The organism is Mesorhizobium sp. ORM8.1, from assembly GCF_053005525.2.
In genome coordinates, this window is record NZ_CM132600.1 from 3,936,667 (window position 1) to 3,960,496 (window position 23,830).

23 protein-coding genes and 3 pseudogenes are annotated in these 23,830 nt (G+C 65.0%); 17 read left to right on the forward strand and 9 right to left on the reverse strand.

Translation table 11 applies throughout. The features are described from left to right. Window positions 1–182: 182 nt before the first annotated feature. From ACVDG8_RS19720 to ACVDG8_RS19730, 3 genes are all read left to right on the forward strand, one after another. Window positions 183–686, forward strand: coding sequence for a DUF4166 domain-containing protein (locus tag ACVDG8_RS19720; protein ID WP_455707186.1), 504 nt, complete (start codon window positions 183–185; stop codon window positions 684–686). A gap of 125 nt (window positions 687–811) precedes the next feature. Then, window positions 812–1,180: a YciI family protein gene (locus ACVDG8_RS19725; RefSeq protein WP_447256177.1), complete on the forward strand. Its 369-nt coding sequence runs from the start codon at window positions 812–814 to the stop codon at window positions 1,178–1,180. A 7-nt stretch (window positions 1,181–1,187) separates the two neighbouring features. Continuing rightward, a complete protein-coding gene (locus tag ACVDG8_RS19730) occupies window positions 1,188–2,435 on the forward strand; it encodes an RNA polymerase sigma factor (protein ID WP_447256178.1) in 1,248 nt (415 codons plus the stop codon). 3 nt (window positions 2,436–2,438) lie between these two features. Here ACVDG8_RS19730 and ACVDG8_RS19735 read toward each other — a convergent pair whose 3' ends face one another. From ACVDG8_RS19735 to hrcA, 7 genes are all read right to left on the reverse strand, one after another. After that, window positions 2,439–3,068: a glutathione S-transferase family protein gene (locus tag ACVDG8_RS19735; protein WP_447256179.1), complete on the reverse strand. Its 630-nt coding sequence runs from the start codon at window positions 3,066–3,068 to the stop codon at window positions 2,439–2,441. 112 nt (window positions 3,069–3,180) lie between these two features. Then, window positions 3,181–4,161 carry a cysteine synthase A gene (gene cysK, locus ACVDG8_RS19740; RefSeq protein ID WP_447256180.1) on the reverse strand — a complete coding sequence of 327 codons (981 nt, stop codon included), beginning with the start codon at window positions 4,159–4,161 and terminating at the stop codon, window positions 3,181–3,183. 189 nt (window positions 4,162–4,350) lie between these two features. After that, window positions 4,351–4,968 carry a LysE family translocator gene (locus ACVDG8_RS19745; protein WP_447256181.1) on the reverse strand — a complete coding sequence of 206 codons (618 nt, stop codon included), beginning with the start codon at window positions 4,966–4,968 and terminating at the stop codon, window positions 4,351–4,353. 117 nt (window positions 4,969–5,085) lie between these two features. Then, window positions 5,086–6,435: a PQQ-dependent sugar dehydrogenase gene (locus ACVDG8_RS19750; protein ID WP_447256182.1), complete on the reverse strand. Its 1,350-nt coding sequence runs from the start codon at window positions 6,433–6,435 to the stop codon at window positions 5,086–5,088. A 143-nt stretch (window positions 6,436–6,578) separates the two neighbouring features. Then, window positions 6,579–7,928, reverse strand: a complete 1,350-nt coding sequence (locus ACVDG8_RS19755) for a PQQ-dependent sugar dehydrogenase (RefSeq protein WP_447256183.1) — start codon at window positions 7,926–7,928, stop codon at window positions 6,579–6,581. A 91-nt stretch (window positions 7,929–8,019) separates the two neighbouring features. Continuing rightward, complete coding sequence (locus ACVDG8_RS19760; RefSeq protein WP_447256184.1) at window positions 8,020–8,217, reverse strand: hypothetical protein; 198 nt, start codon at window positions 8,215–8,217, stop codon at window positions 8,020–8,022. 34 nt (window positions 8,218–8,251) lie between these two features. Beyond that, window positions 8,252–9,349 (reverse strand): heat-inducible transcriptional repressor HrcA, encoded by a 1,098-nt coding sequence (hrcA, locus tag ACVDG8_RS19765; RefSeq protein ID WP_447256185.1) that lies wholly within the window; start codon window positions 9,347–9,349, stop codon window positions 8,252–8,254. 171 nt (window positions 9,350–9,520) lie between these two features. On the opposite strand from hrcA, the pseudogene rph reads away from it, so the two are divergent. The 5 genes and pseudogenes from rph to ACVDG8_RS19790 all read left to right on the forward strand — a co-directional run bounded on the left by rph (window position 9,521) and on the right by ACVDG8_RS19790 (window position 12,990). Next, window positions 9,521–10,236, forward strand: a pseudogene (rph, locus tag ACVDG8_RS19770) (ribonuclease PH). 181 nt (window positions 10,237–10,417) lie between these two features. After that, complete coding sequence (locus ACVDG8_RS19775; protein WP_447256187.1) at window positions 10,418–10,828, forward strand: VOC family protein; 411 nt, start codon at window positions 10,418–10,420, stop codon at window positions 10,826–10,828. Further along, window positions 10,828–11,490, forward strand: a complete 663-nt coding sequence (gene rdgB, locus ACVDG8_RS19780; protein WP_447256188.1) for an RdgB/HAM1 family non-canonical purine NTP pyrophosphatase — start codon at window positions 10,828–10,830, stop codon at window positions 11,488–11,490. The genes ACVDG8_RS19775 and rdgB overlap by 1 nt, the downstream gene beginning before the upstream one ends. Next, complete coding sequence (hemW, locus tag ACVDG8_RS19785) at window positions 11,487–12,665, forward strand: radical SAM family heme chaperone HemW (protein WP_447256189.1); 1,179 nt, start codon at window positions 11,487–11,489, stop codon at window positions 12,663–12,665. The genes rdgB and hemW overlap by 4 nt, the downstream gene beginning before the upstream one ends. 4 nt (window positions 12,666–12,669) lie before the next feature. Then, a complete protein-coding gene (locus ACVDG8_RS19790; RefSeq protein ID WP_447256190.1) occupies window positions 12,670–12,990 on the forward strand; it encodes a low molecular weight protein tyrosine phosphatase family protein in 321 nt (106 codons plus the stop codon). Window positions 12,991–13,080: 90 nt separating this feature from the next. Here ACVDG8_RS19790 and ACVDG8_RS19795 read toward each other — a convergent pair whose 3' ends face one another. Then, entirely contained in the window at window positions 13,081–13,269 is a 189-nt protein-coding gene (locus tag ACVDG8_RS19795; protein WP_447256191.1) for a hypothetical protein, read from the reverse strand. A 159-nt stretch (window positions 13,270–13,428) separates the two neighbouring features. On the opposite strand from ACVDG8_RS19795, the gene rsmI reads away from it, so the two are divergent. Further along, complete coding sequence (rsmI, locus tag ACVDG8_RS19800; RefSeq protein WP_447256192.1) at window positions 13,429–14,319, forward strand: 16S rRNA (cytidine(1402)-2'-O)-methyltransferase; 891 nt, start codon at window positions 13,429–13,431, stop codon at window positions 14,317–14,319. 69 nt (window positions 14,320–14,388) lie between these two features. Further along, window positions 14,389–14,767: pseudogene (locus tag ACVDG8_RS19805) on the forward strand (YraN family protein). Between the two features lie 217 nt (window positions 14,768–14,984). Here ACVDG8_RS19805 and ACVDG8_RS19810 read toward each other — a convergent pair. Beyond that, window positions 14,985–15,791, reverse strand: coding sequence for an undecaprenyl-diphosphate phosphatase (locus ACVDG8_RS19810; RefSeq protein WP_447256193.1), 807 nt, complete (start codon window positions 15,789–15,791; stop codon window positions 14,985–14,987). Between the two features lie 211 nt (window positions 15,792–16,002). On the opposite strand from ACVDG8_RS19810, the gene ACVDG8_RS19815 reads away from it, so the two are divergent. From ACVDG8_RS19815 to dapB, 7 genes and pseudogenes are all read left to right on the forward strand, one after another. Next, on the forward strand, window positions 16,003–16,695 hold the full coding sequence (locus ACVDG8_RS19815; protein WP_447256194.1) for a glutathione S-transferase family protein: 693 nt from the start codon (window positions 16,003–16,005) through the stop codon (window positions 16,693–16,695). Next, window positions 16,676–17,833: a tRNA epoxyqueuosine(34) reductase QueG gene (gene queG, locus ACVDG8_RS19820; protein WP_447256195.1), complete on the forward strand. Its 1,158-nt coding sequence runs from the start codon at window positions 16,676–16,678 to the stop codon at window positions 17,831–17,833. The genes ACVDG8_RS19815 and queG overlap by 20 nt, the downstream gene beginning before the upstream one ends. Window positions 17,834–17,841: 8 nt before the next feature. Continuing rightward, complete coding sequence (locus tag ACVDG8_RS19825) at window positions 17,842–18,738, forward strand: SDR family oxidoreductase (RefSeq protein ID WP_447256196.1); 897 nt, start codon at window positions 17,842–17,844, stop codon at window positions 18,736–18,738. 89 nt (window positions 18,739–18,827) lie between these two features. After that, window positions 18,828–19,910 (forward strand): penicillin-insensitive murein endopeptidase, encoded by a 1,083-nt coding sequence (mepA, locus tag ACVDG8_RS19830; protein WP_447256197.1) that lies wholly within the window; start codon window positions 18,828–18,830, stop codon window positions 19,908–19,910. Window positions 19,911–19,999: 89 nt separating this feature from the next. Next, on the forward strand, window positions 20,000–21,019 hold the full coding sequence (locus ACVDG8_RS19835) for a glucokinase (RefSeq protein ID WP_455707187.1): 1,020 nt from the start codon (window positions 20,000–20,002) through the stop codon (window positions 21,017–21,019). A gap of 141 nt (window positions 21,020–21,160) precedes the next feature. Further along, window positions 21,161–23,010 (forward strand): annotated as a pseudogene (locus tag ACVDG8_RS19840) (ABC transporter ATP-binding protein). Beyond that, window positions 23,007–23,828, forward strand: a complete 822-nt coding sequence (gene dapB, locus ACVDG8_RS19845) for a 4-hydroxy-tetrahydrodipicolinate reductase (RefSeq protein ID WP_447256198.1) — start codon at window positions 23,007–23,009, stop codon at window positions 23,826–23,828. The pseudogene ACVDG8_RS19840 and the gene dapB overlap by 4 nt, the downstream one beginning before the upstream one ends. Window positions 23,829–23,830 lie beyond the last annotated feature (2 nt).

Consider the following 23,830-nt stretch of genomic DNA (forward strand, 5'->3'; position numbering starts at 1 on the left):
AGGATGCCCGCCCCGGGCGCGCGGGCGGCGGTGCGCGACCTTGAGCTTGAGGATTATGAAGCGCTGTTTGCCTCAAAAACGATCCACACCGGCTTCCGGGATGACCGCGCCGACGAGGGAAGGCGCTCTACCCGCGGCTGCTTGGCGATGCATGGCCCCGCCTTCCGGCCCAGATCCGCGCCATGCATGAGGGCACGGCCTTTGCGGAGGGACGTGCCAGCGTCGAACGCGGCGGCGGCATGCTTAGCCGGCTTGCCGCCTGGCTGGTCGGGTTTCCGCCAGCACAGGCCGATACACCGGTAAAAGTCCGCTTCGACATCGACAAGGATGGCGAAACCTGGACGCGACGCTTCGGCGCGCACAGCTTTTCCAGCCGCCAGTTTGCCGGGCGCGGGCGCGCGGAGCGGCTGCTTGTCGAGCGCTTCGGGCCACTGTGCTTCGCCATGGCATTGGTCGCCGGCGACAATCGCCTTTCGCTTGTGCTGCGTCGCTGGAGTTTTCTCGGCCTGCCGCTGCCGATGTGGCTTTGTCCGCGCTCATCATCCTACGAGACGGTTGAGAACGATCGCTTCCGTTTCCATGTCGAGATCTCGCACCCGCTGACTGGTTTGATCGTGCGTTATCGTGGCTGGCTGGAGCCGGCCCCCAGCCATGCCTCCAGGCAGGAAGCCGCCATGGCGGAGTGAAGACTTGTCCTTGCGTTTGTCGCGGTGCGGGAGGAAATTTTTTGCGAGCCTGTCGAAATCGGCCGAGGCCGCACGACTTTAGCTCGGCCCGCGACGATGCGGCCTTCGAAAACGGGAGAACCACCATGCGATACATGCTTCTGATCTATGCCGACGAAAACGCCATGGCGTCCGTGCCGATCGAGACGACCTATCAGATCAGCGCGGCTTATGGCGCCTACACCGAGGCGCTGAAGACATCGGGCGTCTGGCTGGCGGGCGACCGGCTGAAGCCGACGCAAGCCACCACCCAAGTCCGGATAAACAACGGCAAGACCAATGTGCTCGACGGCCCCTATGCCGACACCAAGGAGCAGCTCGCCGGCTTCTACATGATCGAGGCGGCCGATCTCGACACCGCCATCGAATGGGCGGCGCGCTGTCCGGCGGCCAGCGTCGGCACGGTCGAGTTACGGCCGATCTGGGAAATGGCCGAGTACGCAACCGCGAAGTGACTGTGTGATGGACGATCGTTCGGAGATCGCGCGGGCGGCGGCTGAAGCAGCCGCCCGCCGGAGCTACGGCAAGCTGGTCGCCTGGCTCGCCGCGCGCACGCGCGACGTTGCCGGCGCCGAGGATGCGCTGGCCGATGCCTTCGCCGCCGCGCTCGAGCGCTGGCCGCGAACCGGTGTGCCGGCGCAGCCGGAGGCCTGGCTGCTGGCGGTGGCGCGGCGGCGCGACGTGGATGCCGTGCGACGGCGGCTGACCAGCGAGGCGGCCCGCGATCATCTGAAGCTGATTGCCGAGGAAGTGGAGGCGGGCATGAACGGCGAGGAGCTGCCTGACGAAAGACTGCGGCTGATGTTTGCCTGCGCCCACCCGGCAATCGACGCCGGCGTGCGTGCACCGCTGATGTTGCAGACCATTCTTGGCTTCGATGCCGCGGCAATCGCCTCGGCTTTCCTGGTTTCGCCGGCGACGATGGGCCAGCGGCTGGTGCGGGCCAAGAGTCGCATCCGTGAGACCGGCATTCCGTTTCGCGTGCCGGAGCAGGCCGAGCTCGGCGAAAGGCTGGATGCCGTGCTGGAAGCGATCTATGCGACCTTCGCGGAAGGCTGGTCGGATCCGACCGGCACCGAGACCCGGCGGCGCAACCTCGCCGCCGAAGGCATCTGGCTGGGACGGCTGGTCGCCTCGCTGATGCCGGACGAGCCCGAGGCGCTCGGGCTTCTGGCGCTGATGCTGTTTGCCGAGGCGCGCCGCGCAGCCAGGCGCAGCCCGGAAGGCGACTTCGTGCCGCTCGCCGAACAGGATACAGCACTTTGGGATGATGGCCTGATCGACGAAGCCGAAGCCTTGCTCGGCCAAGCCGCGGAAAAGCGGATCATCGGCCGCTACCAATTGGAGGCGGCCGTGCAATCCGCCCATACGGTTCGGCGGCGCCGCGGCCGCACCGACTGGGCGGCGATCCGCCAGCTTTACGATGCGCTGATGACAGTGGCCGGCTCGCCGGTGGTGGCCATCAATCGCGCGGTGGCGATCGCCGAAACCGAGGGCACGCCGGCAGGACTGGCGGCGCTCTATGTGCTGGGTGACGACAAACGGCTGCAGGACTATCAGCCCTATTGGGCCGCCCGCGCGGATCTGCTGGCCAGGCTCGGCACGACCGCGAAAGCGGCCGAAGCCTACGACCGGGCGATCGGCCTCGAGCGCGATGATGCCGTGCGCCGGTTCCTGCAGGCCCAGCGGGCCAAGCTGACGCGGAACTGAAGTTCAGTTTTCAGGCCACATCTCATGCGAAGCGTTGAGCCTGCGCATTAGCTCAAGCTGGCGCAGCCCGCGCCACAGGCGCTCGATATTCGGCCATTCCGCGCGGGCTCGCTGGATGTCGGGATGCCAAGCCACCAACATGACCAGATAGATGTCGGCCAGCGACAGTGTGCCGCCGGCCAGCCAGTCGCGACCGGCGAGCGCCTTGTCGACGATGGCAAAGCCGCGATCCATCTCGGCGATCGCGGCATCCTTGACCGCTTGCAGACTGCCGGCATCGGCGGTGTAGCGGTGGGCATAGTAGAGCCTCAGGATCGCCGGGTAGAGCATCGATGACATGAAGGCCATCCAGCGCAGGAAATCCGCGCGGGCGGCGGAGCCGGCTTCCGGCGCCAATCCGGCTTGCGGGTGAAGCTCGGCGAGCAGGATGCAGATCGCGGCCGATTCGGTCAGCGAATGACCGTTGGGCAGCGTCAGCACCGGCACCTGGTTCAGCGGGCTGATGGCGAGAAAGGCCGGATCGGGCACATCCTTCTTCGGCACGTCGATCTGCTCGAAAGGCGCGCCGGCCATGGCAAGTGCTGCCTCGACGACGAAGCCGCCGCTGCCCGGGCGGGTGTAGAGCTTGTACATGAAATCCTCCCCGGCCCGAACCAGGCGGGCCGGCGGCGATATGAGCCGGAAAGCTGGGCTTGCTCAAGCGGCCGGCGGAAGCCAGCCCGGGCTTTTCAGCAGTCCAGCGTGTTCAGGCGCCCAGTCCGTCGAACAGAATGGTCGATAGATAGCGTTCGGCGAAGGACGGGATGACGACGACAAGGTTCTTGCCCTTGTTCTCCGGCCGCGAGCCGACGACGATCGCCGCCTGCAGTGCCGCACCCGACGAGATGCCGACCGGCACGCCTTCGAGGCGGGCGACGAGGCGGGCATTGGCGACTGAATCCTCGTTGGAGACCCTGACGATCTCGTCGTAGACAGAGGTGTCGAGGATTTTCGGCGCGAAGCCGGCGCCGATGCCCTGGATCTTGTGCGGACCGGGTTGGCCGCCGGAAAGCACCGGCGAAGCTTCCGGCTCGACGGCCACGACATGGACCGAGGGCTTGCGGCTCTTCAGCACTTGGCCGACGCCGGTGATGGTGCCGCCGGTGCCGATACCGGCGACGAAGATGTCGACCCCGCCATTGGTGTCGTTCCAGATTTCCTCGGCCGTGGTGGTCCGATGAATTTCCGGATTGGCCGGGTTCTCGAATTGCTGCGGGATGATGGCGTTCGGCAGCGTGGCGGCAAGCTCATCGGCCTTGGCGATCGCGCCCTTCATGCCTTTCGGACCTTCGGTCAGCACCAGCTCGGCGCCGAGCAGCGCCAGCATCTTGCGGCGCTCGACCGACATGGTTTCCGGCATGGTGAGGATCAGCTTGTAGCCCTTGGCGGCGGCGGCGAAGGCAAGCGCGATGCCGGTGTTGCCGGAGGTCGGCTCGATCAGCGTCGTCTTGCCGGGTGCGATCTTGCCGGCCGCCTCCAGCGCCTCGATCATGGCGACGCCGATACGGTCCTTGACCGAGGCGATCGGGTTGAAGAATTCGAGCTTGGCCATCAGGTTGGCGACGATGCCCTTTTCCTTGGCGAACTTGTCCAGCCTGACCAGCGGCGTGTCGCCAATCGTCTCGGTGATCGAATTGAAGACGCGGCCGCGGCCGGGCACGCGCGCGGAAGAGACGGGCTTGTTCATTTGGTTCGCTCCCAAGGCAAAGGCAATTGTCAAACAGAATAGGGCTTTCAACCGTGCAAGATAGGCCGGCGACCGAAAATATCCGAGTGGGCCGGTTGCTCAAAACCCTCCCAGGCTGGAAATGCATTTTCCGGCCCGGCTGATTTCGGGAATGGTTTGGCTGAAATCAAGACCAGTTGAGACAGGCGCCTATTGCCGGGCCGCGATCGCCGCGGCCGCACCCATCATGAAGCCGGCGGCGGTGCGGTTGAGAATTTTCAGCGCGCGCGGCGATTTCAGGAACCAGCGCGCCTTGGCGGCCAGCGCCAGATAAGGCACCAGCACCACGAACAGCACGATGACCGTGAGCACGGCGAGGATGGCGTAGTCGGCCAGCGTGATCGTCTTCAGGTCGACGATGGTCGGCGTGATGGCGAGATAGAAGATCATCGTCTTGGGGTTGCCGAGCGTGACCGTCAGCCCGGCGATGAGGCTCGACACCAACCCGCCCTTGGCCTTCCGCGCCTCGATGTTTTCCGGCGTGATGCCGCTGGTCCAGAACCGCCAGGCAAGGAAAGCGAGATAGGCGACGCCGGCCCATTTGATGGCAAGGAAGACCATGCCGAAAGTCTGGGCGACGAAGGCAAGGCCGAGCACCACGGCTGTAAGATAGGTGAGGTCGCCGAGCATCAGGCCGAACGACATGGCCAGCGACGAGCGGAAGCCCGAGCCGAGCGCGCGGGCGACGAGCGCAGTGACGCCCGGGCCTGGAATGGCGGCGGCAACGCCGAGCGCGGCGCTATAAGCGAGAAATCCGGTAAGGGTCATGGTCAGGGTCCAAAATCAGGACGCCCTTGTCGCACGGAACCAGCCGGGAATGAATTCCCTGGGTTCGGATTCAATTGCACCAGATAGCAAACTACCACCTTGATGCTCTCACCGGGCTCATGACTTTCCCCCGCTATGAGTGATCCGCCAGATGGTCCCGTTGCCGTCCTCGGTGACGATCAACGCGCCGTCCTTGGCCACAGCGACGCCCACCGGCCGGCCCCAGACTGCATCGTCGGAGATGACGAAGCCGGTGGCGAAATCCTCGTACTCGCCGGTCGGCTTGCCGTTTTTGAATTTCAGCCGCACCACCTTGTAACCGGTGCGCACGCCGCGATTCCACGAGCCGTGCAGCGCGACGAAGGCGTCGCCCTTGTATTCGGCCGGGAAATTGCCGCCTTCATAGAAGGCGATGTTGAGCGGCGCCGAATGCGCCTGCAGCAGCACGTCCGGAATGGTGACCTTGCCGGCAAGATCGGGGCGGGCATCCTTGTGGCGTGGGTCCTCGTTGGAGCCGATGTAATACCAGGGCCAGCCGTAGAAGGCGCCGTCCTTGACGGTGGTGGCGTACTCGAAGGGGATGTCGTCGCCAAGCTCGTCGCGCTCGTTGACGACGCACCAGAGCGCGCCGGTGGCTGGCTGCACGGTCATGCCCGCGCAGTTGCGCAGGCCGGCGGCGACGATCCTGCGGTTGTTGCCGTCGGGGTCGAAGGCCAGTACATCGGCCCGGCCTTCTTCTGAGCCCCAGGCGGCGCCAAGCGGTCGCGATTTCACCCAGTCCTCGATGCCGCCCTCGGGCGTGGCGCTCATATCCTCGGCGACGTTGGAATCGGAGCCCACGGACAGATAGAGCGTTTTGCCGTCCAGCGAGAAGGCTATGTCCCGGGTCCAGTGACCACCGGCTGGGATCTTGTCGACCAAGGTTTGCGGCTTGCCGGACGCCTGCATGTCGCCGTCCCGATAGGCAAAGCGCACGACGCTGTCGCTGTTGGCGACATAGACCCATTGCGGCTTGTCGCCAGGCGGGTAGAAGGCGATGCCGTAGGGACGGTTGAGGCCTTTGGCGAAGACCGCTTCCTCGGCGGGCCTGGCGCTGCCTTCGGCGACGCGATAGACGCGGACCTGGTCCGCCCCGCTGTCGGCGACGAAGAGGTCGCCATTGGGCGCTACCCGGACCACGCGCGGGCTGTCGATGCCAGACGCGATAAGCTCGGCCGAAAAGCCGGGCGGAAGCTTGGGCTTGGCGCCTTCGGGACGATCGCCAAGACCTGGGCTGTTGGATGCGCTAGCCGTGACATAGGGTTTTTGCAGATCGCCAGGCTTGATAAGGCGCCGTACGCCCGGGTGATCGTTCTTCCAGTCGCCGAAGGCTTTCTCGCCGGTGAGCAGAGGCTGGCCGGCCTGCTGCGCGAAGGCACTGGTGGCGACCAGCAGGGCAGCAGCTGCAAGGCCGGCGATCCGTGTCATGCTCTCTCCTCCGTCGTTCGCGGTCGAACCAAAGCGTAAGTCAGCGCGACATACATATTGGGCGGACATTGCAAAGAAGAAGCTCGCGCATGCGGATTTGAGCGGCTCAGCTCTCTGAGGCGGACTCATTCGAGTGGCGAGTGTCAGGACTGGCCACCGCCATGGGTGATGCGCCAGATGGTGCCGTTGCCGTCCTCAGTGAGGATCAGCGCGCCATCCTTCGCCACGGCGAGACCCACCGGCCGGCCCCAGACCTCGTCATCGGAGATGACGAAGCCGGTGGCAAAATCCTCGTACTCGCCGGTCGGCTTGCCGTTTTTGAATTTCAGCCGCACCACCTTGTAACCGGTGCGGACGCCGCGATTCCAAGAACCGTGCAGCGCGACGAAGGCGTCGCCCTTGTATTCGGCCGGGAAATTGCCGCCGTCATAGAAGACGATGTTGAGCGGCGCGGAATGGGCCTGGATCAGCACGTCCGGGACGGTGACCTTGCCGGCGAGATCGGGCCGGGCGTCCTTGTGGCGCGGATCCTCGTTGGAGCCGATATAGTACCAGGGCCAGCCGTAGAAGGCGCCGTCCTTGACGGTCGTGGCGTATTCGAAAGGTATGTTGTCGCCGAGCTCGTCACGTTCGTTGACGACGCACCAGAGCGCGCCGGTGGTTGGCTGCACGGTCATGCCGGCGCAGTTGCGCAGGCCGGTGGCGACAACCCTGCGGTTCTTGCCGCCGGGGTCGCAGGCGAGCACATCGGCCCGGCCCTCTTCGGAACCCCAGGCAGCACCCAGCGGCTCGGACTTCGCCCATTTGCCGAGACCGCCCTTCGGCCTGGCGCTCATATCCTCGGCGACGTTGGAACCGGAGCCGACCGACAGATAGAGCGTCTTGCCGTCCGGCGAGAAGGCGACGTCGCGGGTCCAGTGGTGCTTGGCCGGGATATCTGCGACCACGGTCTGCGGCTTGCCGGATGCTTCAAGATCGCCGTCGCGATAGGCAAAGCGCACGACGCTGTTGCTGTTGGCGACATAGACCCATTGCGGCTTGTCGCCCGGCGGATAAAAGGCGATGCCGTAAGGCCGGGTGAGGCCCTTGGCGAAGACCGCTTCCTCGGCGGGCTTGGCGCTACCCTCGGCGAGGCGATAGACGCGGATCTGGTTGGCCCGACTGTCGGCGACGAAGAGGTCGCCATTCGGCGCCACGCGCACGACGCGCGGGTTGTCAATGCCGGACGCAATGAGCTCGGCCGAAAAGCCGGGCGGCAAGATCGGCTTGGCTCCTTCCGGGCGATCGGTGACATCGCTGCCGCTAGACGCGGTGTCCGTGACATACGGCTTCTGCAGGTCCTCCGGCTTGATGAGGCGCCGCACGCCCGGGCGATCACTCTTCCAGTTGCCGAAGGCCTTTTCGCCGGTGAGCAGCGGCTGATCGGCCTGCTGCGCGAAGGCGCTGGTGGCGAGAAGCAGGGCAAGGCTGGCGAGGATGGCGGTCCTCAACATGCTGTCCTCCGTCGTGGCAGTCGGAAGCCACCTAACATCCGATATTGGTTCGGCATTCCCAAAAAGAAAGCGCAAGCAAGTGGATGTGGGTTCAGCTCTCTTCGACATCCAGATCATCGTCGAGCCGCTTTTCCAACGCCACCAGATCATCCGGCAGCGGCAGGCCCATGGCCCGCAACTCACGGAGCTTTTCGCGCAGCTGCTCCTGGATCTCGTGCTCGTCCGCGGGCTGGTTGACCATTTCCTCGAGCAGCAGGCTGATCTGGGCCTTAAACGATTCCAACGCCATCGCACACCTCCTTGCGGGATCCCCGCTTCCGGACCTATCTCAGCATTCGAGAGATCAGCTGGGCAGTATAGTCGACCATCGGCACGATGCGGGCATAATTCAGCCGCGTCGGACCGATGACGCCTAGCGCGCCGATGACGCGGGCATCCTTGTCGCGATAGGGCGCGACGACCAGGGATGAGCCTGATAGCGAAAACAGCTTGTTCTCCGAACCGATGAAGATGCGCACGCCGGGGCCTTCCTCGGCAAGGTCGAGCAGCTGCAGCAAGCCGTCCTGCGTTTCCAGATCCTCGAACAGATGACGTAGCAATTCGAGATCGGCCTGGGCCGTGACGTTTTCGAGGAGGTTGGCGCGGCCGCGCACGATGAGGCGCGCCGGCAGGCCGCTGTCGGCGCCCGCCCATACCGCAAGGCCTTTCTCGACCAGATCCTGCGACAGCGTATCGAGCGCCGCCCTGGTCTCGTCCTTGATGCGGGCGATCTCGATGCGCGCCTCGGCCAAAGTGCGGCCGCGGATGTGGGCGTTGAGGAAATTGGATGCTTCATGCAGTTGCGAGACGGTTATGCCGGCCGGCAGATCGACGACGCGGTTCTCGACATCGCCGTTTTGCGACACCATGACCGCAAGCGCCTTGGTGGGTTCGAGCTGGATGAATTCGATATGCTTCAGCGCCACCTCGTTCTTGGACGCAAGCACGAGGCCGGCGCCGCGCGACATGCCGGAGAGCATCTGGCTGGCTTCGGTCAGCATGTGCTCCAGCGTCGCGCCGGAGCCTGAGGCGCGCACCTGCGCCTCGATGGTACGGCGTTCTTCGTCGGAAAGATCGCCAAGCTCCATGAAGGCATCGACGAAGAAACGCAGGCCGGTCTGGGTCGGCAGGCGGCCGGCCGAAATATGCGGCGCGTAGATGAGGCCAAGATGCTCGAGGTCGCTCATCACGTTGCGGATGGTGGCCGGCGACAGCGAAGAGGGCATGATGCGCGACAGGCTGCGCGAGCCGACCGGCTCGCCGTCGCGCAGATAAGAATCGACAATCCGCCGGAAGATGTCGCGCGAACGCATGTCGAGCGACTGAAGCACAGGCGACTGCAACCCGGGGACTTGCGACGTCGGATCGACTGGTTTGTTCATTCCGGCGAAAAACCTCCTATAGAAGGATATAGACTTAAGCCAGCATGGCGCAACCCGGCGGTTTTCCTTTGCGTCGCCCTTACCCTTGCGACCTTCTTTTCCTTTGCGGGCCGCGCCGCATGCGTCTACAAGCCGGCCACGATTCCGAAAAACGAGAAGAAAGCAGGCCGAATGCGCCCCTCCAAACGCCAAGCCGACGAAATGCGCGCCATCTCCTTCGAGCGCGGCGTCTCCAAGCATGCCGAGGGCTCCTGCCTGGTGAAATTCGGCGACACGCATGTGTTGTGCACGGCGAGCCTGGAGGAAAAGGTACCGGCCTGGATGCGCAATTCCGGCAAGGGCTGGGTGACTGCGGAATACGGCATGCTGCCGCGCTCGACCGGCGAGCGCATGCGGCGCGAAGCCTCCGCCGGCAAGCAGGGCGGCCGCACGCTGGAGATCCAGCGGCTGATCGGCCGTTCGTTGCGCGCCGTTGTCGATCTGCAGGCGCTGGGCGAACAGCAGATCACCGTCGACTGCGACGTCATCCAGGCCGATGGCGGCACCCGCACGGCCTCGATCACCGGCGGCTGGGTGGCGCTCTACGATTGCCTGCGCTGGATGGAAGCGCGCCAGATGACCAGTGTCGCCAAGGTGCTGAAGGACCATGTCGCGGCGATTTCCTGCGGCATCCATGACGGCCAGCCGGTCATCGACCTCGACTATCTCGAGGATTCCTCGGCCGGCACCGACGCCAATTTCGTCATGACCGGCAAGGGCGGCATCGTCGAGATCCAGGGCACCGCCGAGGGCGAGCCTTTTCGGAGGAGCAGTTTGCGGCGCTGATGGCGCTGGCCAAGAAAGGCATTTCGCGGCTGGTGAGCTTGCAGCAGATGGCGGTGGCGTAGGGTTTCGAATGCCGAGCCTAGGCCCCCTCTCTGGCCTGCCGGCCATCTCCCCCTCAAGGGGGAGATTGGATGTCACGCCGGATTTCGCCAATCGCGAACGTTGCAGGGTGCGCGGCGGCGGCGAAGCTGCCAATCTCCCCCTCAGAGGGGGGATGCCCGGTAGGGCAGAGGGGGGCGCCTCGTGACTCCCTCTGCAATTTTGGAATCCGCTCTCTACGTTACCGACCTAACTGAAGCCGAGACCTTCTACCGCGACATCCTCGGCCTTGAATCCTTGGGCAAGGTCGAAGGCCGGCATGTCTTCTTCCGCTGCGGCAGCGGCGTCCTGCTCCTGTTCAACGCCGAGGCGACTAAAATCCCGCCGGCACCGGACGCCAGGCTGAAGGTGCCGCCGCATGGCACGGCCGGCGAGGGTCATCTGTGCTTTGCCGCGGGCGCCGACGAAATCGACGAATGGCGCGAGCATCTGGCGCGGAATAATATCGCCATCGAAAGCGATTTCGAATGGCCGCAGGGCGGGCGCTCGATCTATATCCGCGACCCGTCGGGCAATTCGATCGAATTCGCCGAACCAAGGATCTGGGGCCTCTGATGCATGCGCTGAACGGACAAAAGATCGTCGTCGCCAGCCACAATGACGGCAAGCTGCGCGAGTTCGCCGACCTGATGGCGCCGTTCGGCTTCGAGGCGAAATCGGCCAAGGAGTACGGGCTGCCGGAACCCGACGAGACCGGCACGACCTTCGAGGAGAACGCCTATATCAAGGCCTTCGCGGCGGCCAAGGCGACCGGCCTGCCGGCACTATCGGACGATTCCGGCCTCTGTGTCGACGCGCTCGACGGGGCGCCCGGCGTCTACACCGCCAACTGGGCCGAGAAGCCGGACGGCTCACGCGATTTCGGCATGGCGATGCAGAAGACGGAAACGGCGCTAAAGGACGTTGGCGCCACCGAGCCCTCGGAACGCACCGGCCGCTTCGTGGCGGTCGTCTGCCTGGCGTTTCCGGACGGCGAGGCCGAATATTATCGCGGCGAGGCCGAAGGCACGCTGGTGTGGCCGCCGCGCGGCACGCTCGGCTTCGGCTATGATCCGGTGTTTTTGCCCAATGGTTTCGACAAAACCTTCGGCGAAATGAGCGCCGAAGAGAAACATGGCTGGAAGCCCGGACAAGCGACGGCGCTGTCGCACCGCGCCCGCGCGTTCCAGAAGTTTGCGCAGGCCAGACTTAATCTGGGGCGGCTCGGTTCGACATGATCGGGATCGGCCAGACGATGCAGCTCGATCGCAGCCCCGGCTTCGGCGTCTACATCCATTGGCCGTTCTGCGCGGCCAAATGCCCCTATTGCGACTTCAACAGCCATGTCCGCCATCAGCCGGTCGACCAGGAACGTTTCGCGCGCGCTTTCGAAACGGAATTGGCGACCATGCGCGACCGCACCGGGCCGCGCGAGGTGACCAGCATCTTCCTCGGCGGCGGCACGCCGTCGCTGATGAAGCCGGAAACGGTGGCGGCGGTGCTGGAAGCCGTGGCGAAGAACTGGACGGTGCCCGCCGGCATCGAGGTGACGCTGGAAGCCAACCCGTCCTCGGTGGAGGCGGAGCGTTTCCGCGGCTATCGCGCCGCCGGCGTCAACCGCGTCTCGCTCGGCGTGCAGGCGCTGAACGACAAGGATTTGCGTTTCCTCGGCCGGCTGCACAATGTCGAGGAGGCGCTGCATGCCATCAGACTCGCGCGCGACATATTTCCTCGCCTCTCCTTCGACCTGATCTATGCGCGGCCGGGCCAGACGCCTGAAGTTTGGGCTTCGGAGCTGGAACAGGCGATCGGCCATGCCGTCGACCATCTGTCGCTCTACCAGCTCACCATCGAGGAAGGCACGCCGTTCCACGCGCTGCATGCGGCAAAGAAATTCATCATTCCCGACAACGACCATGCCGCCGATCTCTATGCGCTGACGCAGGAAGTGACCGCGGCGCACGGCCTGCCGGCCTATGAGATTTCCAATCACGCCCGTCCAGGCGCCGAGAGCCGGCACAATCTGACCTACTGGCGCTATGGCGAATATGTCGGCGTCGGACCGGGCGCGCATGGCCGCTTCGTCGAGAACGGACGCCGCACGGTGACCATTGCCGAGAGGATGCCGGAGACCTGGGCCAATCTGGTCGAGGCCAAGGGACATGGCGTCACCGGCGGTGAGATCCTGACGCGTTCGGAGGAAGCGGACGAGTTCCTGCTGATGGGACTGAGGCTTGCCGAAGGCATCGACCTCCAGCGCTACGAAGCGTTTGCCGGCCGCAGCCTGTCGACGGATCGGCTCGCCGTGCTGCAGGACGAGGGGCTGGTGGCGCCGGTCGGCAATGCCAGGCTGCGCGCAACGTCGGCAGGCATGATCGTGCTCGATGCCGTGGTGGCGGATCTGGCAAGGTAACCTCTTGAAGAACGTCCTGTTCGTCTGCAGCCAGAACCGTTTGCGCAGCCCGACGGCCGAGCAGGTGTTTTCCAAGCGCCACGATATCGAGGTCGAATCGGCCGGCACCAATCACGACGCCGACAGCCCGCTGACGCATGAGCTGGTCGCCTGGGCCGACATCATCTTCGTCATGGAAAAGGCGCATCGCAACAAGCTGCAGAAGAAGTTCAAGGCAAGCCTGAAGCGGGCACGGGTCGTCTGCCTCGACATCCCGGACAACTACGAATTCATGGATCCGGAACTGGTGCGGTTGCTGGAAATGAGGGTTGGAAGGTATCTCTGAAGTGCGGCGTTCCCCAGCGCGCCGCGTCGCTCCGCTCCTTGCTCCGCCCTGGGATGACGAAGCGCGCCGGCGCCCAGGTCGCTAATTGCTCTAGGCGTCGTGCTTGTGGCTATGCTTGCCGCGGTTCTTCTCACTATGCGCCTCGCCATGGCGGACCGGCTTCAGATCGGCCTTGTCGCGGCGCGCGCTGTGTTCAGCGGCAATCGGATGTGGGGGAATGTCCTCGCGGGCGCTTTTGGTTTCAAGCCGGCTGATAAAGATATCGAAGCGATTGGGCATCGTGCAGTCCTGCCTCCTCCGGGGAATCAGGGATGAAATTCGCTGATGCCGGTTTCGTTCCCCACTGTGGCAAAGGCAAGGCGAGTTCCCTGTGATCGACCTCACATTTTGCAACGAGGCGTGAGCCATGCCAAACAAGGCGGGATATGAGGGCATTTGGTGACCGGCGACAAACGCAGCTATGTGATCGGGCAGACGGAGATCGCCGCGCGGCCGCTGGCGCCGGCGCTCTATCTGGTGGCGACGCCGATCGGCAATCTTGCCGATATCACGCTGCGCGCGCTGGAAACGCTGGCCAGCGCCGACATTGTCGCCTGCGAGGACACACGCGTCTCGCGCGTGCTGCTCGAACGCTACGGCATCCGCCGGCGCACCACCTCCTATCACGAGCACAATGCCGACGAGGCCGGGCCTAAGCTGATCGAAGCGCTGGCGGGCGGGCGGAGCGTGGCGTTGGTCTCGGACGCCGGCACGCCGCTGATCTCCGATCCCGGCTTTCGGTTGGTCGGCGAGGCGCAGGACCGGGGTATACGCGTCGTGCCGATCCCCGGACCGTCCGCGCCGCTCGCGGCGCTGACCGCCTCGGGCCTGCCATCCGACGCCTTCCTGTTTGCCGGTTTTCTGCCGGTGAAGACCGGGCAGCGGCTGACCAAGCTCGAGACATTCAGGGCGGTGCCGGCAACGCTGATCTTCTTCGAATCGCCAAGACGGCTGGCCGAGACGCTCGGCGCCATGGTGCAAGTGCTGGGCGGCGAGCGCAAAGCCGCGATCGGCCGCGAGCTGACCAAGGCCTTCGAGGAAATGCGGATCGGCACCCTTGCCGAACTCGCCGGCCACTATGCCGCCGCCGACACGCCGAAGGGCGAGATTGTCATCTGCGTCGGCCCGGCCAACGCCAAGGTCGATGAACCAGCCGACATCGACCGCCTGCTCTTGTCGCTCGCCGCGGAGATGCCGGCGTCGAAAGCGGCGGCGGAGGCGGCAAAGATGACCGGCGGCCAGAAGCAGGCGCTTTACCGGCGGCTGCTCGAGCTCAGGGACAGACCATGATCCCGAAAAGTGGAAGCCGGTTTTCGGAAAAGATCATGGTCAAACAAGGAAAAGCCGACGGAGGCGGGGGTGGCGACTAAGCGTCAGGCCCTTCACCGCCGGCAGGCCTATCGGCGCGGCCATCGCGGCGAGTGGCTGGCGGCGTTGGCGCTGATGCTGAAGGGCTACCGCATTCTCGCTCGCCGCCACCGCACTAAGCTCGGCGAGATCGACCTGATCGCCCGGCGCGGTGACCTCGTGCTGTTCGTCGAGGTCAAGGCACGCCGCACGCTGATGGAAGCGATGGAGGCAATCGCGCACGGCTCGGAGCGGCGCATCGAGGGCGCCGCGGATATCTGGCTGTCGCGGCAGCCGGACTATGAAGCTTTCAATGCGTTTCGACATGGTGGCGGTGCTGCCCTGGCGCTGGCCGGTGCATGTCGAGAACGCATTTTATGGGCGGAATTAGGCCTGCCCCTCTTATGAGGCATTGGCGGGACAGCGCCCCCTCTGGCCTGCCGGCCATCTCCCCCACGAGGGGGAGATCAGATGTCGCCCGCGCTTTCGCTAATCGCCAACGCTGAAGGAAAAGCGTCGCCACAGAAGCTGCTAATCTCCCCCTCGTGGGGGAGATGTCCGGCAGGACAGAGGGGGGCGCGAAGGAACTCGACGTAATGTTTTGAAGCTCATCCCCAGACCATCAGTGCCACCAACCCGGCAATTCCCACCACCAGCCGCCACCAGCCGAACAGCGAATAGCCGTTCTTCGAGACATAATCGAGCAGGAAGCGCACCACGAACAGCGCGGTGACGAAGGCGGCGATGAAGCCGATGGCGATGATCGGCAGGTCGGCCGAGGTCAGCACGTTGCGGTTCTTGAAGAGGTCGAAGGCGAAGGCGCCGACCATGGTGGGCATGGCGAGAAAGAAGGAGAATTCCGCCGCCGCGCGCTTGTCGACGCCCATCAGCAGCGCGCCGACGATGGTTGAGCCGGAGCGCGAGGTGCCGGGGATCAACGACAGGCACTGGAACAGGCCGACCTTCAGATAAAGGCTGGTCGGGAAGCGCTCGATGTCGTGATGCACCGGCTTGAAATTGATGCGGTCGACGACCAGCAGCACCATGCCGCCGATGATCAGCATGATGCAAATCAGCCGTGGTGATTCGAACAGGACGGTCTTGATGAAATCATGCGCCAGCGCGCCGATCACCGCCGCCGGCAGGAAAGCGATCAGGATGCCGATGACGAAATGCCGGGTTTGCGGGTCGCTGGGCAGCTTGATCAGCATCTGCCAGAGCCGGCTGAAATACACGCTGAGGATCGCCAGGATAGCGCCGAGCTGGATCAGGATCTCGAAGGCCTTGCCGGTGGAGTGAAAGCCGAGGAAATGGCCGGCAAGCAGGATATGGCCGGTCGAGGACACCGGGATGAACTCGGTCAGGCCCTCCAGCAACCCAAGCAGCAGCGCTTCGACGATGGTCTGGCTTTCCATGGCAACCTCTGATGTTGGTGACGGCTAGAGCTTGATGCCGAAAAGTGTGAAGCGGTTTTCGGACGACATATGCTCCAAGGAACGGCCTTGCTTGTCATGGGGCGGAAGTGCCCCTATAGGTCGCAACACCCATGACAGCCCCTGGAATCGGGCGGCCAAGACTTACCGGCGTGGCCGGCGATTTGCCAGTGCGCCCTATCATCGCGGAACCATGCTGACGCTTTTCCATCATCCGATGTTCGCCACCTGCCGGTTCGTCCGCCTCGCCTTCGGCGAGTATGGCGAGGAGCTGGCCCTGATCGAGGAAAAGCCGTGGACGCGGCGCAAGGAATTCCTGGCGCTGAACCCGGCCGGGACGCTGCCGATCCTGCTGGCCGAGGGCGACGTGCCAATCGTCGGCGCCATGGTGATCGCGGAATATCTGGACGAAACGCGCGGCGTCTTGAAGCGCGACAAGCGGCTTTTCGCCGAGGATCCGATGCAGCGCGCCGAAATCCGCCGGCTGACCGACTGGTATCTCAACAAGGCCGAAAGCGAGGTCACCCGCCATCTGGTGCGCGAGCGCGTCTTGAAGCCGGTGATGCCGGAGACGGCGGGCGGCGGCTCGCCCGACTCGGCGGCGATCCGCGCCGCGCGCGCCAACGTCCGCCAGCATATGAAATACACCAACTGGCTGGCCGGCACGCGCCATTGGCTGGCCGGCAACAAGGTGACCTATGCCGATCTCGCGGCGGCGGCAACGCTTTCGGTGCTCGATTATCTCGGCGAGATCGACTGGCGCGACCACACCGCCGCGCGCGAATGGTACACGCGCGTGAAATCGCGGCCATCGTTCAGGCCGCTGCTCTCCGACCGGGTGCGCGGCCTGTCGCCGGTATCGCATTATGCGGACCTCGACTTCTGAGCAAACCCGCCTGCGCGCGCTGGTCGACGCCGAAGCGCGCCGCGCCGGCTTCGATGCGGTCGCCGTCACCACGCCGGACGCGATCCCGCTGGCGCCGGCCAGGCTCGCCGAATTCGTCGCCGACGGCTTCCATGGTTCGATGGACTGGATCGCCGAGACGCTCGCGCGACGCAGCGAACCGTCGACGCTTTGGCCGGAGGTGCGCTCGATCATCGTGCTGGCGATGAATTACGGGCCGGATCATGATCCACGCGCGTTGCAGGCAAGCCGCGATCGCGGCGCGATCTCGGTCTATGCCCGGAATCGCGACTATCACGAGGTGATGAAGGGCCGGCTGAAGGAGATCGCCGGCAAGATCGTCGCGCGCGCCGGCGGCGACGTGAAAGTGTTCGTCGACACGGCGCCGGTGATGGAAAAGCCGTTGGCGGAAGCGGCAGGCCTCGGCTGGCAGGGCAAGCACACCAATCTGGTCAGCCGCGCGCATGGCTCATGGCTGTTCCTCGGCACTATTTTCACCACGGCCGAGCTCGAACCCGACAAGCCGGAGATCGATCATTGCGGCACCTGCCGCGCCTGCCTCGACGCCTGTCCTACCGACGCCTTTCCGGCGCCTTACCGGCTCGATGCGCGACGCTGCATCTCCTACCTGACCATCGAGAACAAGGGGCCGATCCCGCGCGAGTTCCGCGCAAAGATCGGCAACCGCATCTATGGCTGCGACGATTGCCTGGCCGCCTGCCCGTGGAACAAATTCGCCAGAGCCGCCTCCGAAGCCAAGCTTGCGGCGCGCGACGATCTGCGCGAACCGGCGTTATCGGAGTTGCTCACCCTCGACGACGCGGCGTTCCGCGCTTTCTTCTCAGGCTCGCCGGTCAAGCGCATCGGTCGCGATCGCTTCATCCGCAACGTGCTGATCGCGGCCGGCAATTCGGGCGATGCCGCACTGGTCGGCATAGTGCGCGGACTACTTGGCGATGCCGCGCCGTTGGTGCGGGGTGCGGCAATCTGGGCCCTGTCGCGGCTGCTCTCGGATCGCGAATTTGGCGACCTTGCCGCCTCGGCTGCGGAAGCCGAGGACGACGCAACGGTGCGCGAAGAATGGTTGTCGGCGCAGTCGGAGGCGGCCGAGGTTCATTGAGGAGCGACATGCAGGTTTTCATTTTCGGCGCCGGCTATTCCGGCAAGGCGTTTTCGCGCGCCAACCAGCGGGGCTCCCCAGTTCTTGGGACCACGCGCTCGCTGGAAAAATTCGACGCCCTGACGTCGGCCGGGATCGAACCCCTGCTTTTCGACGGGGCCATAACCAGCGAGGTCGAGGACGCACTGGCAAGAACCACGCATCTCGTCATTTCGGTCGCGCCGGATGAGGCCGGCGATCCGGTGCTCAACGCTGCCGGTGAAGCCATCGGGGCAAGGATGCCGGCGCTTCAATGGATCGGCTATCTCTCCACCGTCGGTGTCTATGGCGACCATGGCGGCGCCTGGGTGGACGAAAAAGCCGAGTGCAAGCCGGTGTCGAAGCGCTCGGTGATGCGGGTTGCAGCCGAACAGGAATGGCTCAAGCTTGGCCAGGCTACCGGAAAGCCGGTGGCAGTGCTGCGGCTGTCCGGCATTTACGGTCCGGGCCGCAACGCGCTGGTCAATATCGAGGAGGGCACGGCGCGGCGGCTGGTCAAGCCCGGCCAGGTGTTCAACCGCATCCATTGCGACGACATCGCCGGTGCGCTGTGGAAGCTTATCGGCAGCAATATCGGCGGCATCTTCAACGTCACCGACGACGAGCCGGCGCCGCCGCAGGATGTCGTCGCCTATGCGGCCGGGCTGATGGGCGTGGAACCGCCGCCGGAAATTGCCTTCGAGACCGCCCAACTTTCGCCCATGGCGCGGTCCTTCTATGGCGAGAACAAGCGCGTCGCCAATGCAGCCGTCAAGGCCGCCGGCTATCGTTTCCAGTACCCGAATTATCGGGAGGCGCTGGACCGAATGTGGGCTGACGGCAACTGGCGGGACGGCGAGCCGCGCAGCGCGATGAAAGGCTCCTGATCGAAGCAAGCCGCAGGACATGGTATGATCTCGCGCCTGATCGAGCGCATCTGACCTTGCTGCGAATAGACTGGAGGGGTCCCAGCCTGATGAATTTGCGATCTTTGCCTGAGCGCAAACCGTTCCTGACCGCCGCGCTGGCGCTGGTCACGATGGCCGCGCTGGCGGCAGCCGCCATTTCGGCCGAACCGCGGGCAAAAGACCTGTTCGGCGCGAGAAAACTGCCCGCCGTGGCGCCGGCGCAATCCTTCGGCTTCTATTCGAAAGGCTGCTTCACCGGCGGCGTGGCGCTGCCGATGGAGGGGCCGACCTGGGAAGTGATGCGCCCCTCGCGCAACCGCCGCTGGGGCCATCCGGCGATGATCGCGCTGATCGAGAAATTGTCGCGCGACGCGGCCGCCGACGGCTGGCCGGGCCTGTTGATCGGCGATGTCGCGCAGCCGCGCGGCGGGCCGATGACGACCGGCCACGCCTCGCACCAGATCGGCCTCGACGCCGACATCTGGCTGACACCGATGCCAAAGCAGCCGCTGACCACAGCGCAGCGCGAGACGATGAGCGCCACGCTGATGGTCGACGAAAAGACGCATCTGGTGAAGGACGCGCTATGGACGCCGCAGCACACAAAGCTGCTCAAGCGCGCGGCGAGCTATCCGGAGGTCGAGCGCATCCTGGTCAATCCCGGCATCAAGAAGAAGCTCTGCGACACGGTTACCGGCGACCGCTCCTGGCTGCGCAAGATCCGGCCGTTCTGGGGCCATGACTATCACTTCCACATGCGCATCGGCTGCCAGCCGGGCTCGCCCTTCTGCAAGGCACAGGAGGCGACGCTGGACGACGATGGCTGCGGCAAGCCGCTTGCCTGGTGGTTCACCGAAGAGCCGTGGCGACCGAACCAGAACCCGGATGCGCCTAAGGCGCGCGACCTGATGACCATGGCCAATTTGCCGAAACAGTGCCAGGACGTGCTCAACGCGCCGGATGCGCCGTCGTTGGAGGCGGTGACCTACCATGGCGGCAGCGCCGCCGCGATCGCCGTCGCCGAACCGGCGACAGACGCGCCTGCGGAGACGATCTCCAGCGGCAACGCGTCACTGCCGGCGGCGGCCAGCGCCTTTGCGCCAACGCCAAAGATCGGCATTCCGGTGCCGCGTCCACGACCAGGCAACTGACACGCTAGCGGGCTTCCCCTTTTTGGGGTCATGCGCTAGTCAATCGATTGAAACGACGCAGTGGCGCCGCAACGAGGACGATCAAGAGCATGGCAGGCGAAGATGAAACGGGGCTGCGGTTTCCGGTCCTGATCGGCGACATCGGCGGCACCAATGCGCGCTTCTCGATCGTGCTCGACGCCAATTCGGAGCCAACCGAGCCGCACATAGTGCAGACGGCCAATTTCTCCACCATCGACGAGGCGATCCAGGCAGCGGTGCTCGACCGCTCGTCGATCCAGCCGAATTCGACGGTGCTGGCGATCGCCGGGCCGGTCGATGGCGACGAGATCCCGCTCACCAACTGCCCCTGGGTGGTGAAGCCCAAGCAGATGTTTGCCACTCTGGGCTTGAACGAAGTTGTGGTGCTCAACGATTTCGAGGCGCAGGCGCTGGCGGTCGTGGCGCTCGGCGAAGAGCATATGGAAAAGATCGGCGGCGGCACGCCGGAGCCGAATGCGAGCCGGGTCGTTCTCGGTCCGGGAACCGGCCTTGGGGTCGCCGGGCTGATCTATGCGCTGCACCACTGGATACCAGTGCCCGGCGAGGGCGGGCATATGGACATCGGCCCGCGCACGCCGCGCGATTTCGAAGTGTTTCCGCATATCGAGAAACTCGAAGGCCGCATCTCGGGTGAGCAGATCCTGTGCGGCCGCGGGCTGGTCAATGTCTACCGCGCCGTCGCCACGGCCGACGGCAAGCCGGCGCCGTTCACGACCCCGGCCCAGGTCACGGCCGCGGCGCTCTCCCAATCCGATGTGGTGGCGCAAGAGGCGCTGGAGCTGTTCGTCACCTGCCTCGGCCGCACCGCGGGCGATCTGGCGCTGGTGTTCAAGAGCCGTGGCGGCGTCTTCCTCACCGGCGGCATCGCGCAAAAGATCGTGCCGGCGCTGAAATCCGGGAATTTCCGCGCCGCTTTCGAGGACAAGGCGCCGCACAGCGCGCTGATGCGCGAAATGCCGGTCTATGTCATCACCCACCCGCTGGCGGCGCTGCTCGGGCTTGCCGCCTATGCCAGGACGCCTTCGCTGTTCGGCGTGCAGACGGCGGGACGCCACTGGCGGGCATAAGCGCGGCCGAGGCCCGGTTTTGGCCCGCAATCCGGGGCCGCGACGAAGTTTCGCCATAGGCAAGCCGGAGCCGGGGCGCTAAGAGGAGTGCCGAATTTGCAGCCTCCCCGTCCCCGTGAGAAACCACAAAGCACTCCTGATTTGACCTTTCAAACCCCAAAAAAACTGAAAGCCCGACCCGGCGAAGTCACCGCCGTGCTTCGGCGCATTATCGCCGAGAACGGCCGTGACCATCGTGGGTCCTATGCGATCGTCATCGTCTGCTCGCTGCTGGTTTCGGGCGCGACCGCTTTCTCGGCCTGGATCATGTCGCCGATGGTCAACCAGATCTTCTACGAACGGAGCGGCGGCTCGGTGGGATGGATCTGCGCCGGCATCATGGGCGCCTTCATCGTGCGCGGCTTTGCTGGTTACGGCCAGGCGGTGGTTCTGGCCAGGATCGGCAACAATCTGATTGCTCGCTATCAGAAGCGCACTTTCGACCATCTGATGAAGCTCGGCGTCAATTTCTTCAACGCACACGCTCCGGCCGATTGGCGGCGCAGCTGGACGAGAATGTCAGCGGCATCCGCGATCTTTTGTCGTTGACGTTGATTTCGATCACCCGCGACGCCGTGACACTCATCGGCCTCCTCGGCCTCATGATCTATCAGGATCCCTTGCTGTCGCTCAGTTCGCTGCTGATCGGGCCGCCGCTGATCTGGGCCGTCGTCTACATCACCCGTCGGGTGCGCAAGATCAACCGGGAATCCGTGCTGATCAACTCGCGGCTGAGCGGATCGGTCCAGGAGGCCACGCAAGGCATCGCCATCGTCAAGGCCTTCACCATGGAGGACGAACTGGCGCGTCGCATCGGCATCATGGCCGACACGGCCGAGCAGCGCAGCAACAAGATCGCCCGCGTCTCGGAGCGGCTGGCGCCTATTTCCGACATGCTCGCCGGCCTAGCCGTCACCGCGGTCGTCGCCTATTCCGGCTACCGGGCGCTGGTGCTAGGCCAGCCGCCTGGGTCGGTCTTCTCGTTTATCACCGCGCTGATCCTCGCCTATGATCCGGCACGGCGGCTGGCCCGCATGCAGGTCACGATGGAACGCGCGCTGGTCAATGCGCGCATGATCTACGAGCTGCTCGACCTCGAGCCGAAGCAGAGCGATGTGCCCGATGCCGTCGAGGCCAGGATCACCACAGGCGAGGTGCGCTTCGACAACGTGACGTTCGGCTACAGCGCCGACATGCCGGTGCTCAGGGACCTGAGCTTCACCGCCGCCGCCGGCAAGGTCACGGCGGTCGTCGGTGCTTCGGGCGCCGGCAAGTCGACCATGGTGGCCCTGCTGCAGCGCTTTTACGACGTTGACAAGGGCAGCATCGAAATCGACGGCCAGGACATCTCCAAGGTGACGAAGCGGTCGCTGCGCGGCTCGATCGCCTATGTCTCGCAGGCGCCTTATCTGTTCGAAGGCACGATCCGCGACAACATTCGCTACGGCCGGCTCTCGGCCACCGATGCCGAGATCGAGCAGGCGGCAAAACAAGCCGCCGCCGACGATTTCATCCGCCAGCAGCCGCAAGGCTATGACACGCCGGTCGGCGAAGGCGGCTCGACGCTTTCCGGCGGCCAGCGCCAACGCGTGTCGATTGCGCGGGCCATCGTGCGCCACGCGCCGATCCTGCTGCTCGACGAAGCGACTTCCGCGCTCGACAACGAGGCGGAGGCGCGCGTCCAGGAGGCGCTGACCCATGTCATGGAAGGGCGCACGACGATCGTCATCGCGCACCGGCTGTCGACCGTGGTCAACGCCGACAATATCATCGTGCTGGAAGAGGGACGGCTGGTCGAGGAAGGCACCCATGCCTCGCTGATGGCCGACCCGCACAGCATCTATGCCCGCTTCCACCGGATCCAGGGCAAAAAGGGGTTGGGGCTTGTCGACGACAGCAAGCCAATCCAAACTCCGCAGCGCGCGAAGAAGGCAGTCGGGAGAAAGGCATGAGCGAAGCCGGCGATATGGGCCTGGTGGTGGTGGGCGCGGCCGGCCGCATGGGCCAGACCCTGATCCGCGCCATCCACACCATGCCTGGCGCACGCGTCGCCGGCGCCGTCGAGCGGGCCGGCTCGCCCTATATCGGCAAGGATGCCGGCGAGCTCGCCGGCATCGGCATCATCAATGTGCCGATCGTCGACGACCCGCTGCCGGCCTTCGCCAAGGCCGACGGCGTGCTGGATTTCACCGTGCCGGCTGCAAGCGTCGAATTCGCCGGCTATGCCGCGCAGGCGCGCATTGTCCATATCATCGGCACCACCGGCTGCTCGGCCGACGACAATGCCAGGATCGCGGCCGCCGCGCGCCACGCGACGATCGTCAAATCCGGCAATATGAGCCTTGGAGTCAACCTTTTGGCGGTGCTGGTCGAGCAGGCGGCGCGGGCGCTCGACGCCGACGATTTCGATATCGAGATCCTGGAAATGCACCACCGGCACAAGGTCGACGCGCCGTCCGGCACGGCGCTGCTGCTCGGCGATGCGGCGGCCAAGGGGCGCGGCATCGATCTTTCCGACAACAGCGTGCGCGTGCGCGACGGCCATACCGGCGTGCGCAAGACGGGCTCGATCGGCTTTGCCACCTTGCGCGGCGGCTCGGTGGTCGGCGATCACTCCGTGATCCTGGCCGGCACCGGCGAGCGCATCACGCTTTCCCACCATGCCGAGGACCGCGCGATCTTCGCTCGCGGCGCGGTAAAAGCGGCGCTCTGGGCGCGCGCGAAAAAGCCCGGACTTTACTCAATGCGGGATGTGCTCGGCCTGAGCTGAGT

Excerpts from the sequence above, each read along its gene's own strand:
- ACVDG8_RS19835 (WP_455707187.1), top strand. The coding sequence starts at position 20,000 with ATGGCAGGCGAAGATGAAACGGGGCTGCGGTTTCCGGTCCTGATCGGC.
- mepA (WP_447256197.1), top strand. The coding sequence starts at position 18,828 with ATGAATTTGCGATCTTTGCCTGAGCGCAAACCGTTCCTGACCGCCGCG.
- queG (WP_447256195.1), top strand. The coding sequence starts at position 16,676 with ATGCGGACCTCGACTTCTGAGCAAACCCGCCTGCGCGCGCTGGTCGAC.
- hemW (WP_447256189.1), top strand. The coding sequence starts at position 11,487 with ATGATCGGGATCGGCCAGACGATGCAGCTCGATCGCAGCCCCGGCTTC.
- ACVDG8_RS19760 (WP_447256184.1), bottom strand. The coding sequence starts at position 8,217 with ATGGCGTTGGAATCGTTTAAGGCCCAGATCAGCCTGCTGCTCGAGGAA.
- ACVDG8_RS19815 (WP_447256194.1), top strand. The coding sequence starts at position 16,003 with ATGCTGACGCTTTTCCATCATCCGATGTTCGCCACCTGCCGGTTCGTC.
- ACVDG8_RS19745 (WP_447256181.1), bottom strand. The coding sequence starts at position 4,968 with ATGACCCTTACCGGATTTCTCGCTTATAGCGCCGCGCTCGGCGTTGCC.
- ACVDG8_RS19750 (WP_447256182.1), bottom strand. The coding sequence starts at position 6,435 with ATGACACGGATCGCCGGCCTTGCAGCTGCTGCCCTGCTGGTCGCCACC.
- ACVDG8_RS19825 (WP_447256196.1), top strand. The coding sequence starts at position 17,842 with ATGCAGGTTTTCATTTTCGGCGCCGGCTATTCCGGCAAGGCGTTTTCG.
- hrcA (WP_447256185.1), bottom strand. The coding sequence starts at position 9,349 with ATGAACAAACCAGTCGATCCGACGTCGCAAGTCCCCGGGTTGCAGTCG.
- ACVDG8_RS19795 (WP_447256191.1), bottom strand. The coding sequence starts at position 13,269 with ATGCCCAATCGCTTCGATATCTTTATCAGCCGGCTTGAAACCAAAAGC.
- ACVDG8_RS19730 (WP_447256178.1), top strand. The coding sequence starts at position 1,188 with ATGGACGATCGTTCGGAGATCGCGCGGGCGGCGGCTGAAGCAGCCGCC.
- ACVDG8_RS19810 (WP_447256193.1), bottom strand. The coding sequence starts at position 15,791 with ATGGAAAGCCAGACCATCGTCGAAGCGCTGCTGCTTGGGTTGCTGGAG.
- rdgB (WP_447256188.1), top strand. The coding sequence starts at position 10,828 with ATGCATGCGCTGAACGGACAAAAGATCGTCGTCGCCAGCCACAATGAC.
- ACVDG8_RS19755 (WP_447256183.1), bottom strand. The coding sequence starts at position 7,928 with ATGTTGAGGACCGCCATCCTCGCCAGCCTTGCCCTGCTTCTCGCCACC.
- ACVDG8_RS19735 (WP_447256179.1), bottom strand. The coding sequence starts at position 3,068 with ATGTACAAGCTCTACACCCGCCCGGGCAGCGGCGGCTTCGTCGTCGAG.
- ACVDG8_RS19720 (WP_455707186.1), top strand. The coding sequence starts at position 183 with ATGCATGAGGGCACGGCCTTTGCGGAGGGACGTGCCAGCGTCGAACGC.
- ACVDG8_RS19725 (WP_447256177.1), top strand. The coding sequence starts at position 812 with ATGCGATACATGCTTCTGATCTATGCCGACGAAAACGCCATGGCGTCC.
- dapB (WP_447256198.1), top strand. The coding sequence starts at position 23,007 with ATGAGCGAAGCCGGCGATATGGGCCTGGTGGTGGTGGGCGCGGCCGGC.
- cysK (WP_447256180.1), bottom strand. The coding sequence starts at position 4,161 with ATGAACAAGCCCGTCTCTTCCGCGCGCGTGCCCGGCCGCGGCCGCGTC.